Genomic DNA, 14,894 nt, shown 5'->3' with positions numbered 1-14,894 from the left:
ATCGAAGGCGGCCCTGAGTTGCGTTCCGGCTCCGGTCGCGAAGCCCAGACATCTGATCACGCCGGGACGGTTCGATGCTCACGGCGTTCGCTCTATGGTGAAAACCGTGCTCACAAAAGTACTGGTCGCTAACAGGGGCGAGATCGCCATCCGCGCCTTTCGGGCGGCCTACGAACTGCAAATGGCCACCGTGGCGATCTATCCGTACGAAGACCGCAATTCTGTGCACCGGCTGAAAGCCGACGAGTCGTATCAGATCGGCGAGGAGGGGCACCCGGTGCGGGCCTATTTGTCGGTTGACGAGATCGTCGCCACCGCCCTGGCGTGCGGAGCGGACGCGATCTACCCCGGGTATGGATTCCTTTCGGAGAATCCAGACTTGGCGGCGGCGTGCGCGGCCGCGGGCATTACGTTCGTCGGCCCGAGCGCTGAGGTGCTCGAGCTGACGGGCAACAAGTCGCGGGCTATTGCGGCGGCGCGGGCGGCGGGTCTTCCGGTGCTGGCCTCCTCTGCACCCTCGACATCAGTGGACGAGCTGGTGTCGGCCGCCGAGTCCATGGCCTTCCCTCTGTTCGTCAAGGCGGTCGCCGGCGGAGGCGGCCGCGGGATGCGCCGAGTTACCGACGCGGCGGTGCTGCCCGAGGCAATCGAGGCGGCAAGCCGCGAGGCCGAGTCCGCCTTCGGCGATGCCTCGGTGTTCCTCGAGCAGGCCGTGCTCAACCCGCGGCACATCGAGGTGCAGATTCTGGCCGACACCCGGGGCAACGTGATGCACCTCTACGAGCGGGATTGCAGCGTCCAACGCCGGCATCAGAAGGTCATCGAAATCGCACCGGCGCCAAACCTGGATCCCGAATTGCGGGAGCGCATCTGCGCGGACGCGGTGAAGTTCGCACAAAGTATCGGCTATACATGCGCAGGCACGGTCGAGTTTTTGCTAGACGAGCGCGGCAACCACGTGTTCATCGAGATGAACCCGCGCATCCAGGTCGAGCACACCGTCACCGAGGAGATCACCGACGTCGACCTGGTGTCCGCCCAGCTGCAGGTTGCCGGGGGGCAGACCCTGGAACAGATTGGCTTGAGCCAGGATTCGCTCGTCCCGCACGGCGCGGCGCTGCAGTGCCGCATCACCACCGAGGATCCGGCCAACGGATTCCGTCCGGACACGGGTCGAATCACCGCCTATCGCACCCCGGGTGGGGCGGGAATTCGGTTGGATGGCGGAACGACGCTGGGGGCGGAGATCAGTGCGCACTTCGATTCGATGCTGATCAAACTGACCTGTCGGGGCCGGGATTTTTCCACGGCCGTGCGGCGTGCGCGGCGCGCGGTTGCGGAGTTCCGCATCCGCGGCGTGTCGACGAACATTCCCTTCCTGCAATCGGTTCTGGACGACGCGGATTTCCAGGCCGGCCGTATCACGACGTCGTTCATCGAGCAGCATCCACAGCTGCTCACGGCGCGCAGTTCGGCGGACCGCGGCACCAAGATCCTCACGTACCTGGCCGACGTAACGGTCAACAAGCCGCACGGTGAACGCCCCTCGGCTGTGTACCCGAATGACAAGCTCCCTGACATAGACCTGTCGACGGATCCGCCAGCAGGATCCAAGCACCGCCTCATCGAACTTGGGCCGGAGCGGTTTGCGGGGTGGCTACGCCAGTCGCCGGGCGTCCGTGTCACGGATACCACGTTCCGCGACGCGCACCAGTCCCTGCTGGCTACGAGGGTGCGCACCAGCGGACTGGTCATGGTGGCGCCATACATCGCCCGGATGATGCCCCAGCTGCTGTCGGTCGAATGCTGGGGCGGGGCGACATACGACGTCGCGCTGCGCTTTTTGAAGGAGGACCCGTGGGAGCGGCTGGCGGCTTTGCGTGAAGCGATGCCCAACATCTGCCTGCAAATGCTGCTGCGCGGGCGCAACACCGTTGGCTACACGCCCTATCCCGAGATCGTCACGACGGCATTCGTCGAGGAGGCGACGGCGACCGGCATCGACATCTTTCGGATCTTCGACGCACTGAACAACGTCGACTCGATGCGCCCCGCGATCGACGCGGTTCGCGAGACCGGTACCGCCGTAGCCGAGGTGGCCATGTCCTACACGGGCGATCTCAGCGATCCGGCCGAGAAGCTTTACACCCTGGACTACTACCTGAAGCTGGCCGAACAGATTGTGACGGCGGGCGCACACGTGCTGGCGATCAAGGACATGGCCGGGCTGTTACGCGCCCCCGCCGCGACCACACTGGTTACTGCGCTCAAGGCGCGGTTCGACCTGCCGCTGCACGTACATACGCACGACACCCCCGGCGGGCAACTGGCAACCTATGCGGCGGCCTGGCGCGCCGGAGCCGATGCCGTCGACGGCGCAGCAGCCCCGCTGGCCGGGACCACCAGCCAGCCAGCACTGTCCTCCATCGTGGCCGCCGCAGCGCATACCGAATACGACACCGGCCTGTCCCTGACCTCCGTGTGCGACCTGGAGCCGTACTGGGAGGCGTTGCGCAAGGTGTACGCGCCGTTCGAATCCGGGCTGCCGGCCCCGACAGGGCGGGTGTACCGCCATGAGATCCCGGGTGGGCAATTGTCTAACCTGCGTCAGCAGGCGATCGCGCTGGGTTTCGGTGACCGGTTCGAGGAGATCGAAGACGCCTACGCCGGGGCCGATGCCATCCTCGGGCATCTGGTCAAGGTGACCCCGTCGAGCAAGGTGGTCGGGGACCTGGCGCTGGCGCTCGTCGGCGCGGGCGTCAGCGCGCAGGATTTCGCCGATGACCCGGCGCGTTACGACATCCCGGACTCGGTCATCGGTTTCCTGCGTGGGGAACTTGGTGACCCGCCCGGCGGTTGGCCCGAGCCTTTACGCACCAAGGCATTACAGGGGCGCGGTCCGGCGAAGGCGGAGCAACAGCTGTCAGCCGAGGATGAAAAGGCTTTGGCCGCAAGGGGCGTCGAGCGCCAGGCAACGCTGAATCGGCTGCTGTTCCCCGGACCGACCATAGAATTCGAGGACCATCGTGAGCAATACGGCGACACCTCCCGGCTGAGCGCCAATCAGTTCTTCTATGGACTTCGGCAGGGGGACGAGCACCGTGTCGAGCTGGAGCGCGGTGTGGAGTTGCTCATCGGTCTAGAGGCGATTTCCGATGCCGACGAACGCGGCATGCGGACGGTGATGTGCATCCTCAACGGGCAGTTGCGTCCGGTCGTGGTGCGTGACCGCAGCATCGCCGCCGATGTGCCGAATGCTGAGAAGGCTGACCGTAACAATCCGGATCACGTCGCGGCCCCATTTGCCGGGGTCGTCACCGTGACTGTGGCCAACGATGAGGAAGTCGCTACGGGACAGACGATTGCGACGATCGAAGCGATGAAGATGGAGGCTGCCGTTACTGCTCCGAAGGCGGGCAAGGTCGCACGGATAGCGGTGTCTCACACCGCACAAGTTGAGGGTGGCGACCTGTTGGTGGTTATCAGCTAACGGGCGCCTCGAGGCAGCCGTCCGCCATGGCGGATGACGTCCAAAGCTCCGTGGCCCCGGGCGCCGACCGCGGCGCCCTGTGCTGCGATTCAGGGTTCGTCGCCGCTATCGCAGGGTTGCGTGGCTCATAGGTGTCGCCGGGGAGTCCGGCACCGCTGGTCGCGCCGCGCCGGAGGCCCTGGCCAGCGAGGTCGTCGGTGGTCGGCGGTAAATTTGGACCGACATGAGTGTGCACGCGACCAGTAGTACTGATGCCAAGTCCGCCCCCGAAGCAGAGCAGCTGCTCGACGGGCTCAACCCGCAACAGCGTCAGGCGGTGGTGCATGAGGGTTCGCCCCTGTTGATCGTGGCGGGCGCGGGCTCGGGCAAGACGGCCGTCCTGACCCGGCGCATCGCCTACCTGATCGCGGCGCGGGGCGTCGGCGTCGGCCAGATCCTGGCGATCACCTTCACCAACAAGGCCGCGGCGGAGATGCGCGATCGGGTGGTGCGGCTGGTGGGCCCCAGGGCCCGCGCGATGTGGGTGTCGACGTTCCACTCGACCTGCGTGCGCATCCTGCGCAACCAGGCGTCGCTGATCAAGGGCCTCAACTCCAATTTCTCGATTTACGACGCCGACGACTCGCGGCGCCTGCTGCAGATGATCGGCCGCGACATGGGGCTCGACATCAAGCGCTACTCGCCGCGGCTGCTGGCCAACGCCATCTCCAACCTGAAGAACGAGCTGATCTATCCGGACGAGGCCGTCGCCAACCTGACCGACGATTCCGACGAGTTGAGCCGCACGGTGGCCTCGGTGTACGGCGAATACCAGCGGCGGCTGCGGGCGGCCAACGCGTTGGACTTCGACGACCTGATCGGGGAGACCGTCGCGGTGCTGCAGACGTTCCCCGAAATCGCGCAGTACTACCGGCGGCGGTTCCGGCACGTGCTGGTCGACGAATACCAGGACACCAACCACGCGCAGTACGTGTTGGTCCGGGAATTGGTCGGCACCGAGACCGTCGACGACGTGCCGCCCGGCGAGCTGTGCGTGGTCGGCGATGCCGACCAGTCGATCTATGCGTTCCGCGGCGCGACCATCCGCAACATCGAGGACTTCGAGCGCGACTACCCGGACGCGAGAACCATTCTGCTGGAACAGAATTACCGCTCCACGCAGAACATCCTGTCGGCCGCCAACTCGGTGATCGCCCGCAACTCCGGGCGCCGCGAGAAGCGGCTGTGGACCGACGCCGGCGCCGGCGAGCTGATCGTCGGCTACGTCGCCGACAACGAGCACGACGAGGCCAGGTTTGTGGCCGAGGAGATCGACGCGCTCGCCGAGCGCGGCGAGATCACCTACAACGACGTGGCGGTGTTCTATCGCACCAACAACTCATCGCGGTCGTTGGAGGAGGTCTTCATCCGCGCCGGAATCCCGTACAAAGTCGTTGGGGGAGTGCGGTTTTACGAACGCAAGGAGATCCGCGACATCGTCGCCTACCTACGGGTGCTGGACAACCCCGGTGACGCGGTCAGCATGCGGCGCATCCTCAACACGCCGCGCCGGGGGATCGGGGATCGCGCCGAGGCGTGCGTGACGGTGTACGCCGAGAACACCGGCGCCAGCTTCGCCGACGCGCTGGTGGCCGCGGCCGAGGGCAAAGTGCCGATGCTGAATACGCGCGCGGAGAAGGCGATCGCGGGTTTCGTCGAGCTGCTGGACGACCTGAGGGGACACCTCGACGACGACCTCGGCGACCTCGTCGAGTTGGTGCTCGAACGCTCCGGGTACCGCAACGAGCTGGAGTCCTCCACCGACCCGCAGGAACTGGCCCGGCTGGACAACCTCAACGAATTGGTCAGCGTCGCACATGAATTCAGCGCCGATCTGGCCAACGCGGCCGCGCTGGACGAGTCGGCGCCGGAGGACGAAGACGTGCCGGACACCGGTGTGCTGGCGGCGTTTCTGGAGCGCGTGTCGCTGGTCGCCGACGCCGACGACATCCCGGAGCACGGCGCCGGGGTCGTCACGCTGATGACGCTGCACACCGCGAAGGGTCTGGAGTTCCCGGTGGTGTTCGTCACCGGCTGGGAGGACGGGATGTTCCCCCACATGCGGTCGCTGGACGATCCGACCGAGCTTTCCGAGGAGCGGCGGCTGGCCTACGTCGGCATCACCCGGGCGCGTCAGCGGCTCTATGTGAGCAGGGCCATCGTCCGGTCCTCGTGGGGCCAGCCGATGCTCAACCCGGAATCGCGCTTCCTGCGCGAGATTCCGCAGGAGCTGATCGACTGGCGGCGCAGCGCGCCCGCGCCGTCGTTCAGTGCCCCGGTGAGCGGCGCCGGACGGTTCGGGGCGCCGCGGCCGTCGCCGAGCCGCTCGGGCGCAAGCAAACGCCCGCCGCTGGTGTTGCAACCCGGCGATCGGGTGACCCACGACAAGTACGGGCTCGGCCGGGTCGAGGAGGTCTCCGGCGTCGGCGAATCGGCCATGTCACTGATCGATTTCGGCAGCGCGGGGAGGGTGAAGCTGATGCACAACCACGCCCCGGTCAGCAAGCTTTAGGCCGGCAGCCAGCGTTTGGTCTGCGGGTGAAACGCCAGCACCACGCTGGCGACCGGCAGCAGCCACAGGGTGTAGACGATCCACGCCACCCGCGCGCCCGCGATGAACACGCCCCCGTAGGTCAGTACCGCGACCACCGCCCCGGCCGCGATGAGGTAGCGCCCCACGGGCCGATGCTGCAGCAACAAGATCACGCCCGACACCGTGGTGATCGCGAACACCAGCGCCAGAAACGCGACCGCGATGCAGAACAGGCGGTCGGTTCGCCACCACCCGGCGATCAGGTCGGTGGTCACCACGGACGTGGCCCAGCCGCTGACAATACTGACCGCAGCGGCGGCGACGGCCGTCCGGCCGCTCGGTTCGGGGCCCGGCAGAACCCGGGGCCGGGCGGGAGTTGCCTGGTACGGGGGGATCTGCGTGGTCGGCGACTCCGGCACAACGGGCATCGGCCCGGTCGGTGCCCGGCGAATGATCCGAGTCTGCGATTCCGAGGGGGGTGTCGCGGTCTCGGGTGGTGGGGCAGGCGGGTCGTTCGGCGAAGTCACCTCAGCCAGCGTAATTGCCGACGTTAAGTCCCCGCTTTGCGAGCCACGGCACCGGGTCGATCCGCTCCGTGCCGCCCTGCAGCACCTCGAAATGCAGGTGCGGTCCGGTGGAATTGCCGCGGTTGCCCATGGTCGCGATCTGGTCGCCAGCCATCACGCGCTGGCCGACGCTGACCAGCGTCGTGTTGACGTGGCCGTAGAGCGTGACCGTGCCGTCGGCGTGGCGGAGCTTGACCAACGCCCCATAACCGGCGGCCGGCCCGGAGTCGATAACGACGCCGTCGGACACCGCATAGATCGGTGTGCCGATCGAGTTGGCCAGGTCGATGCCGGCGTGCAGCACACCCCAGCGGTAGCCGAAGTTCGAGGTGAAGATCCCCTTCGTCGGCATCACATAGAGCGGTTGCTGCAACCGCGCCTCGCGCTGCGCGCGATCGTTGGCGAAGGCCACGCCCCGCGCGAATTCCTCGTTGTGCACCGCGGCATTCGCCGCCGGCGCGACCGCGATCACCTGGGCGCCGCGGATGGTGTTCGGCCCCGTCCCGCCGTCGAGCGCCGACGCGTTGGCCGTCAGCACGGCCTCCGTCTTGGGGGTGTCGGCGTGGCTGGTCGCCGTGTGGGCCGCCGCGGCGGCCGCGCCGGCCGCCATCGCGGAGATCAGCAGGCGGCCCCTAGCCGCGCTGGTCGGCTGCTTGCGGTGCTGCCCGCCGCGCCGGATCACCGGAATGACGTCCGTGATGTCCGAGTGGTTGTGACGACGCTCCTCTATGCCGAGAGCGTCGGGTTGAAACCGCGCGGGGACCGGCACGGCGGCGGGCGCCGCCAGCAACAGCGGGGCCAGGTCGTCTACGTCGTGCAGGTCATCGAGCTCCGGAGCCAGCAGCACCTGAGCCTCGTTGTCGAAGGTCGAGTCGTTGCTGAAGTCCAGGTCTTTGAGATCGCCCGACTCGTCGGCGAATTCCAGGTCGTCGAAGTCGAATCCGTCGAGCGGAAGGATCTCGGTGACTTCGTTTCGGTGGGTCTCCGTCCACCGGCCGCCGGCTGCGCGACCGACCCTCACGACGCCGGTTGACACGGCTGAATGACGGGCTAAACGGTGCTGCGACAAGCTGAATTGTCCTCGTATCGTGACCATAACGTTATCTGGACCCTAGGAAGGTATCCGCTAACCGACGGGCCTTGCAACCTCGGGCTAAGAAGCCAACCGATATTGTGATTCGCATCACTTTGGCGGCGTGCCGGTATGCCGTGAGCTGTGCCACAACGGTGGACGCGACGGTAGCAGGAATTCGACGGGTGGATACAGTGCCAGCGTGCGAGTTGCCGATTCCGGCGCCGCCGCCAACGTATAGGCCTAGCAGCAAGCCGACCGAAGACAGTGAGGCCATGGACCTTTTCGAGTATCAAGCCAAAGAATTGTTCGCCAAGCACAACGTACCGAGCACGCCCGGGCGAGTGACCGATACCGCCGACGGCGCCCGGGCCATCGCCGAGGAGATCGGCCGCCCGGTGATGGTCAAGGCGCAGGTCAAGATCGGCGGTCGCGGCAAGGCGGGCGGTGTCAAGTACGCCGCCACCGCGGAAGACGCGTACGAACACGCCAAGAACATCCTCGGCCTGGACATCAAGGGCCACGTCGTGAAGAAGCTGCTGGTCGCCGAGGCCAGCGACATCGCCGAGGAGTACTACATCTCCTTCCTGCTCGACCGCGCCAACCGCACCTACCTGGCGATGTGCTCGGTCGAGGGCGGCATGGAGATCGAGGAGGTGGCCGCCACCAAGCCCGACCGCCTGGCCAAGGTGCCGGTGAGCGCCGTCAAGGGTGTCGACGTGGCGACCGCGCGGTCCATCGCCGAGCAGGGCCACCTGCCGGCCGAGGTGCTCGACGCCGCCGCAATCACCATCTCCAAGCTGTGGGAGCTTTTCGTCGCCGAGGACGCGACCCTGGTGGAGGTCAACCCGCTGGTGCGTACGCCGGACGACCGGATCCTGGCGCTGGACGGCAAGGTCACCCTGGACGCCAACGCCGACTTCCGCCACCCCGACCACACCGAGTTCGAGGACCGCGAGGCCACCGACCCGCTGGAGCTCAAGGCCAAGGAACACCACCTCAACTACGTCAAGCTCGACGGCCAGGTCGGCATCATCGGCAACGGCGCGGGCCTGGTGATGTCGACCCTCGACGTCGTCGCGTACGCCGGGGAGAAGCACGGGGGCGTCAAGCCGGCCAACTTCCTCGACATCGGCGGCGGCGCCTCGGCGGAGGTGATGGCCGCCGGGTTGGACGTGGTCCTGGGTGACCAACAGGTCAAGAGCGTCTTCGTCAACGTCTTCGGCGGCATCACGTCGTGCGACGCGGTGGCCACCGGCATAGTCAAGGCCCTAGAAATTCTCGGCGGCGAGGCCAACAAGCCGCTGGTGGTGCGCCTCGACGGCAACAACGTCGACGAGGGCCGTCGCATCCTGACCGAGGCCAACCACCCGCTGGTGACGCTGGTGGCCACGATGGACGAGGCCGCCGACAAGGCCGCCGAGCTGGCGAGCGCCTGACGTGGCGATCGCAAGAGCGGCGACGCCGGTCGCAGCGGATCGCCACTAGAGAAAGGACTTGGAACCATGTCGATCTTTTTGAACAAGAACAACAAGGTCATCGTCCAGGGCATCACCGGCAGCGAGGCCACCGTGCACACCGCCCGAATGCTCAAGGCGGGCACCCAGATTGTCGGCGGTGTCAACGCGCGCAAGGCGGGCACCACCGTCACGCACGAGGACAGGGGCGGCCGGATCACCAAGTTGCCGGTGTTCGGCAGCGTCACGGAGGCGATGGAAAAGACCGGCGCGGACGTGTCGATCATCTTCGTGCCGCCGAAATTCGCCAAGGACGCCATCATCGAGGCCATCGACGCCGAGATCCCGCTGCTGGTCGTCATCACCGAGGGAATTCCGGTGCAGGACACGGCATTTGCGTGGGCCTACAACGTGGAAAAGGGCAGCAAGACGCGCATCATCGGGCCGAACTGTCCCGGCATCATCACGCCGGGCGAGGCGTTGGTGGGCATCACCCCGGCCAACATCACCGGTTCGGGTCCCGTCGGGCTGGTGTCCAAGTCCGGCACGCTGACCTACCAAATGATGTACGAGCTGCGCGATTTCGGGTTCTCGACGTCAATCGGCATCGGCGGGGACCCGGTGATCGGCACCACCCACATCGATGCCATCGAGGCATTCGAAAAGGACCCCGACACCAAGGTCATCGTGATGATCGGTGAGATCGGCGGCGACGCCGAGGAGCGCGCGGCCGACTACATCAAGGCCCACGTCTCCAAGCCCGTCGTCGGCTACGTCGCGGGATTCACCGCGCCGGAGGGCAAGACGATGGGCCACGCCGGCGCCATCGTGTCCGGCTCGTCGGGCACCGCGGCCGCCAAGAAGGAGGCCCTGGAGGCGGCCGGCGTCAAGGTCGGCAAGACCCCCTCGGAGACGGCTGCGCTGGCCCGGGAGATCCTCAAGAGCCTGTAGAGGTCTTCGGCGAGCAGACGCAGAATCGCACGCCGCTCCGCGGATTTGCGCGATTCTGCGTCTGCTCGCGCTAGACGAGAGCGGCAATCACAGTCCAGGTTGACCGTCGAGGCCAAGCAGACCGCCGGCCCCACCCTGACCGCCGGCGCCCCGGAACACGGGAGCCGTGCCGCCGTTGCCGCCGTTACCTCCGTTGCCGACCGCCACGGCGTTGCCGCCAGCGCCGCCGGCGCCGCCCTTACCCGCGAGGGCGGTGCTGTTGCCGCCGTCGCCGCCGGCGCCTCCCTGGCCGAACAAGATGCCGGTATCGCCGCCGACCCCGCCGGCGCCCCCGGTTCCGCTGCCGCCGACCGTGCCGCCGGCGCCACCGGCGCCACCGGAGCCGGACAGCACCCCGCCATGCCCGCCTCCTCCGCCGGCCCCGCCGTTGAACCCGGTGCCGCCCGAGCCGCCGGTGCCGCCTGTGCCGTTGAGGAAGCCGCCGGCGCCTCCGTTCCCGCCGTTCCCGCCGTCACCCGTGGCGGCGACGCTGGCGCCGCCGAAGCCGCCGGCGCCGCCGGTGCCGAGAAGCAGGCCGCCGGCCCCGCCGGCGCCGCCCGCCCCGCCGTTATTCGTATTTGATACGCCGCCGGCGCCGCCGACACCGCCGGTGCCGAACAGCCCGCCGGCCCCGCCCATGCCGCCCGTGCCGCCGTTGCCAGCTAGACCCGGCCCGCCCATGCCGCCCGCGCCGCCGGTGCCGAACAGGCCCGCGGCCCCGCCGTTCCCGCCGTTGGCGCCGCTCGGGCCGTTCGCGCCGGCTCCGCCGGCCCCGCCCGTGCCGAAGAGCCCGCCGGCCCCGCCGTTCCCGCCGGCCGGGTGCGTGGGACCGCCGGACCCGCCGTTGCCGCCGCTACCGATCAGGAATCCGCCGGGCGCGCCGTCCGCCCCGCTGAGAGGTGCGGCGTTGGCGCCGTTACCGATCAGCGGGCGGCCGAACAGCACCTGGGTAGGCGTATTGATCACGCCGAGGATTTCCTGCTCGACGGCCTGCAATGGCGAGGAGCTGGCCGCCTCCGTGGCCTCGTACGAGGCGGAGCCGGCGCTCAGCAGCTGTACGAACTGGGCGTGGAAGGTGGCCGCCTGGGCGCTGAGCGCCTGATAGGCCTGGCCCTGCGCGCCGAACAACGCCGCGATGCCTGCCGACACCTCGTCGGCCCCGGCCGCCAGCAGTTCGGTTGTCGTGGCCGCGGCGGCCGCGTTGGCCGTGCCGAGTGCCGCCCCGACATTCGCCAGATCCGTTGCGGCCGCTGTCACCAGTTCCGGCGTCGCGATCAAGAACGACATGGGACACCTCCCAGCACGTCACGATCCGACGTGAAGGAGCAAATCGTATCGGCTCGGACGTGCGAGCCGCTGGGCTTTTGCTAGACCGCGGCGGCCAGCTTGCCGGCCAACCGCTCCACATAGGCGGCGATCTCGTCTTCGGGGCGGTCCGGCAAACCGAACAGCACCTCGGTCACCCCCAACTCGGACCAGCGCGCCAGCTTCTCGGGGATCGGCTTGAAGTCCAGCGCGACGATCTGCGGGGCGCCGTCGCGCCCCGCGGCGGCCCAGGTGTCCTGCAGCAGCTTGACCGGCTCGTCGATGTCGAAGTCGCGCGGCGTGGTGATCCAGCCGTCGGCGCTGCGCGCGATCCACTTGAAGTTCTTCTCATTGCCGGCCGCGCCCACCAATACCGGAATGTGTGGCTGCACCGGCTTCGGCCAGGCCCAGCTGGGACCGAACTTGACGAATTCGCCGTCGTAGGCGGCCTCTTCTTCCGTCCACAACGCGCGCATCGCCTCGATGTACTCGCGCAACATGGTGCGCCGCCGGCCGGCCGGCACCCCGTGATCGGCGAGCTCGTCGGTGTTCCACCCGAACCCGACGCCGAGGCTGACCCGGCCCCCCGATAGATGGTCAAGGGTGGCAATGCTTTTCGCCAGCGTGATCGGGTCGTGCTCGACGGGCAGTGCGACGGCGGTCGAGAGCCGCACCCGGGAGGTGACGGCGCATGCCGCGCCCAGGCTTACCCATGGGTCTAGCGTGCGCATGTAGCGGTCGTCCGGCAGCGACGCGTCGCCCGTAGTGGGATGGGCCGCCTCACGCTTGACCGGGATGTGGGTGTGTTCCGGCACGTAGAAGGTGTGGAAGCCGTTGTCGTCGGCAAGCTTGGCGGCGGCCGCCGGGGAGATGCCACGATCGCTGGTGAAAAGCACGAGCCCGTAATCCATGCACAGGATTAGAACGTGTTCTACCGACGCGGGGCAAGCTCCCGGGGCGCGGCGTCGAGGCGCGGCCGTCCGGACGTGCGCTAGCGTGGGTGATCGATCGCGCCGCTAGGCAACATGGGGAAGGTGTTTCGAGCGGCGTGCCCAGCGGCACCGCGTCGCGCTTGAATGTGACACCGCCGAGACACTTCAAGACCACGGGAAGCAACAGGAGGAGTCATGACCTACTCGCCCGGTAGCCCCGGATATCAACCCCAGCAGCCAAGCGGGTCCTACGCGGGCAGCACGCCGTCGTTCGCCAAGACCGACGACGGCGAAAGCAAGCTTCCGCGGATCCTGAACATCGCGGTCGTGGTGCTCGGCATCGCGGTGTATCTGCTGAACTTCGGCCCGACGTTCACCATCGGCGCCGACCTGGGCCCGGGCGGTGGACGCGCCGGCGATGCCGGCACCGCGGTCATCGTCGCGGTGCTGGCTTCCCTGCTGGCCGCAATCAGCTTGCTGCCCAAGGCCAAGAGCTACGTGGGAATCGTCGCGGTGATCGCGACGCTGGGTGCGCTGCTGGCCATCACCGAGACCGTCAACACCCCCGCCGGTTTCGCGATCGGCTGGGCGATGTGGCCCCTGGTGGCCTGCAGCATTTTCCAGGCGATCGCCGCCATCGGTGCGTTGCTGCTGGACGCCGGCGTCATCACCGCACCGGCCCCGCGGCCCAAGTACGACCCGTACGCGCAGTATGGCCAGTACGGGCAATACGGCCAGTACGGGCAGTACGGACAGCAACCGTCCTACTACGGGCAGCAGCAGGCGGGACACCAGGAGCCGCCGCGGCCGTCCGGGTACGGCGCGCAATACGGGGGCTACCCGTCCAGCCAGGACGTGACCCAGCAGGCGATCCCCACGTCGACCGGTGGCTTCGGTGCACAGCCCTCGCCGCAGTCGGGTCCGCAGCCGACCGCGCAGCATCAGCAGGGACCGTCGACGCCACCCACCGGTTTTCCCAGCTTCAGCCCGCCTCCGTCGTCCAACGAGTCGCAGACGGGTTCGGCCCCGGCCGAGCAGTCCAGCCACACCGGCGGCCAGGAGCAGCAGTCGCCGTCGTCCGGGCCGGCGGCACCGGCCTAAACGTGCGCTCTCGCGCGTAGTCGGGCACGTGCGCCAAGAGTGACAAGGGTGTCGGAAAGCGCGGACAACCGGGCGGCAGGCGCTCGCCAGGCGCGGGACCTTGTCCGGGTGGCGTTCGCGCCGGCCGTGGTGGCGTTGGGCATCATCGCCGCGGTCACGTTGCTGCAGTTGCTGATCGCCAACAGCGACATGACGGGTGCGCCGGGCGCCATCGCCAGCATGTGGCTCGGGGTGCACCAGGTGCCGATCTCGATCGGTGGCCGCGAGCTGGGCGTGCTGCCGCTGCTGCCGGTCCTGTTGATGGTGTGGGGTACCGCGCGCACCAGCGCACGGGCGACGTCCCCCTCCTCGTCATGGCTGGTCGTCCGGTGGGTGATCGCCTCCGCGCTGGGTGGGCCTCTCCTGATGGCGGCGATCGCGCTGGCGGTCATCCACGACGCGTCGTCGGTGATCACCGAGCTGCAGACGCCCAGCGCCCTGCGGGCATTCGCCAGCGTGCTGGTGGTGCACGCCCTCGGCGCCGGGATCGGCGTGTGGTCGCGGGTGGGCCGGCGCGCGCTGGCGGCATCGCCGCTGCCCAACTGGCTCGGTGATTCGCTGCGCGCGGCGGTGGCCGGTGTGCTGGCGCTGCTCGGGCTTTCCGGCCTGGTGACCGCGGGCTCGCTGGTCGTGCACTGGTCGACGATGCAAGAGCTCTACGGGATCACCGATTCGATATTCGGAGAGTTCAGCCTCACGGTGCTGTCGGTGCTGTACGCACCGAACGTCATCGTCGGCACGTCGGCGATTGCGGTCGGGTCTTCGGCGCACCTCGGTTTCGCGACGTTCAGTCCGTTCACCGTGTTCGGCGGTGACATGCCCGCGCTGCCGATCCTGGCCGCGGCCCCCTCGCCGCCACTGGGTCCGGTCTGGGTCGCGTTGCTCATCGTGGGCGCCTCGTCCGGGGTTGCGGTGGGACAACAATGCGCCCGGCACGCGCTGCCGGTGCTGCCGGCGCTGGCCAAACTGCTGGTCGCATCGGTCGCCGGCGCGTTGGTGATGTCGTTGCTCGCTTACGGCGGCAGCGGCCGGCTGGGCAACTTCGGTGACGTCGGCGTCGACCAGGGGGCCCTGCTGATCGGCGTGTTCTTCTGGTTCGCGGTGGTGGGCTGGATAACCGTGGTGATGGCCGGCGGGATCCGCCCCATCCGGCTCAGGAGGCCCCGGCGACCGAGAGCCGCGCCGGTCGAGGAGCCGGTGCTGTTCGAGGACCCGGAGGACGAGATCGACGACGAGCCGGTCGGCGAGTCCGTCGAGGAGGAGCCGACGGTCAGCGAGGACGACGAGCCGGCCCGCGAGTCGGCTGAGGGCGACGAGGCTCCGCGCTCGGAGTGATCGAGACTGCGCTGAGCGCGCCGACACGCCGAGCG

At 68.3% G+C, this 14,894-nt stretch carries 9 protein-coding genes and 1 pseudogene; 6 read left to right on the top strand and 4 right to left on the bottom strand.

Going from position 1 to position 14,894, the window contains the following annotated elements; genetic code table 11:
* The first annotated feature begins 106 nt into the window (after positions 1-106).
* Positions 107-3,490 (top strand): pyruvate carboxylase, encoded by a 3,384-nt coding sequence (locus tag AWB92_RS11960; RefSeq protein WP_085185834.1) that lies wholly within the window; start codon positions 107-109, stop codon positions 3,488-3,490.
* A 223-nt stretch (positions 3,491-3,713) separates the two neighbouring features.
* Positions 3,714-6,041 (top strand): DNA helicase PcrA, encoded by a 2,328-nt coding sequence (pcrA, locus tag AWB92_RS11955; protein ID WP_085185789.1) that lies wholly within the window; start codon positions 3,714-3,716, stop codon positions 6,039-6,041.
* Here the strand turns inward: pcrA and AWB92_RS11950 are convergent.
* Both AWB92_RS11950 and AWB92_RS11945 read right to left on the bottom strand, forming a co-directional pair.
* Positions 6,038-6,589, bottom strand: a complete 552-nt coding sequence (locus tag AWB92_RS11950) for a hypothetical protein (protein ID WP_173817405.1) — start codon at positions 6,587-6,589, stop codon at positions 6,038-6,040. The genes pcrA and AWB92_RS11950 overlap by 4 nt on opposite strands.
* A 1-nt stretch (position 6,590) precedes the next feature.
* On the bottom strand, positions 6,591-7,649 hold the full coding sequence (locus AWB92_RS11945; RefSeq protein ID WP_241523434.1) for a M23 family metallopeptidase: 1,059 nt from the start codon (positions 7,647-7,649) through the stop codon (positions 6,591-6,593).
* 326 nt (positions 7,650-7,975) lie between these two features.
* Here AWB92_RS11945 and sucC point away from each other — a divergent pair, with 326 nt between their 5' ends.
* The gene (gene sucC, locus AWB92_RS11940; RefSeq protein ID WP_085185785.1) at positions 7,976-9,139 is read left to right on the top strand and encodes an ADP-forming succinate--CoA ligase subunit beta; all 1,164 of its coding nucleotides are present in this window, start codon (positions 7,976-7,978) and stop codon (positions 9,137-9,139) included.
* Positions 9,140-9,205: 66 nt separating this feature from the next.
* Positions 9,206-10,108 (top strand): succinate--CoA ligase subunit alpha, encoded by a 903-nt coding sequence (gene sucD, locus AWB92_RS11935; protein ID WP_085185783.1) that lies wholly within the window; start codon positions 9,206-9,208, stop codon positions 10,106-10,108.
* A gap of 120 nt (positions 10,109-10,228) precedes the next feature.
* Here sucD and AWB92_RS11930 read toward each other — a convergent pair.
* Positions 10,229-11,434, bottom strand: a pseudogene (locus AWB92_RS11930) (PE family protein); the annotation flags it as partial.
* An 80-nt stretch (positions 11,435-11,514) separates the two neighbouring features.
* Positions 11,515-12,363 carry an LLM class F420-dependent oxidoreductase gene (locus AWB92_RS11925; RefSeq protein ID WP_085185779.1) on the bottom strand — a complete coding sequence of 283 codons (849 nt, stop codon included), beginning with the start codon at positions 12,361-12,363 and terminating at the stop codon, positions 11,515-11,517.
* A 216-nt stretch (positions 12,364-12,579) separates the two neighbouring features.
* Here AWB92_RS11925 and AWB92_RS11920 point away from each other — a divergent pair, with 216 nt between their 5' ends.
* Complete coding sequence (locus AWB92_RS11920) at positions 12,580-13,485, top strand: DUF5336 domain-containing protein (protein WP_085185777.1); 906 nt, start codon at positions 12,580-12,582, stop codon at positions 13,483-13,485.
* A gap of 39 nt (positions 13,486-13,524) precedes the next feature.
* Positions 13,525-14,859 carry a DUF6350 family protein gene (locus AWB92_RS11915; protein ID WP_085185775.1) on the top strand — a complete coding sequence of 445 codons (1,335 nt, stop codon included), beginning with the start codon at positions 13,525-13,527 and terminating at the stop codon, positions 14,857-14,859.
* The last annotated feature ends 35 nt before the right edge of the window (positions 14,860-14,894 follow it).

Source organism: Mycobacterium sp. IEC1808, from assembly GCF_002101935.1.
Taxonomy (GTDB): domain Bacteria; phylum Actinomycetota; class Actinomycetes; order Mycobacteriales; family Mycobacteriaceae; genus Mycobacterium.
The sequence above is the reverse complement of the archived record's forward strand: the minus strand, read 5'-3'. Positions and strand labels throughout refer to the sequence as shown.

Excerpts from the sequence above, each read along its gene's own strand:
- pcrA (WP_085185789.1), top strand. The coding sequence starts at position 3,714 with ATGAGTGTGCACGCGACCAGTAGTACTGATGCCAAGTCCGCCCCCGAA.
- sucC (WP_085185785.1), top strand. The coding sequence starts at position 7,976 with ATGGACCTTTTCGAGTATCAAGCCAAAGAATTGTTCGCCAAGCACAAC.
- sucD (WP_085185783.1), top strand. The coding sequence starts at position 9,206 with ATGTCGATCTTTTTGAACAAGAACAACAAGGTCATCGTCCAGGGCATC.
- AWB92_RS11925 (WP_085185779.1), bottom strand. The coding sequence starts at position 12,363 with ATGGATTACGGGCTCGTGCTTTTCACCAGCGATCGTGGCATCTCCCCG.
- AWB92_RS11920 (WP_085185777.1), top strand. The coding sequence starts at position 12,580 with ATGACCTACTCGCCCGGTAGCCCCGGATATCAACCCCAGCAGCCAAGC.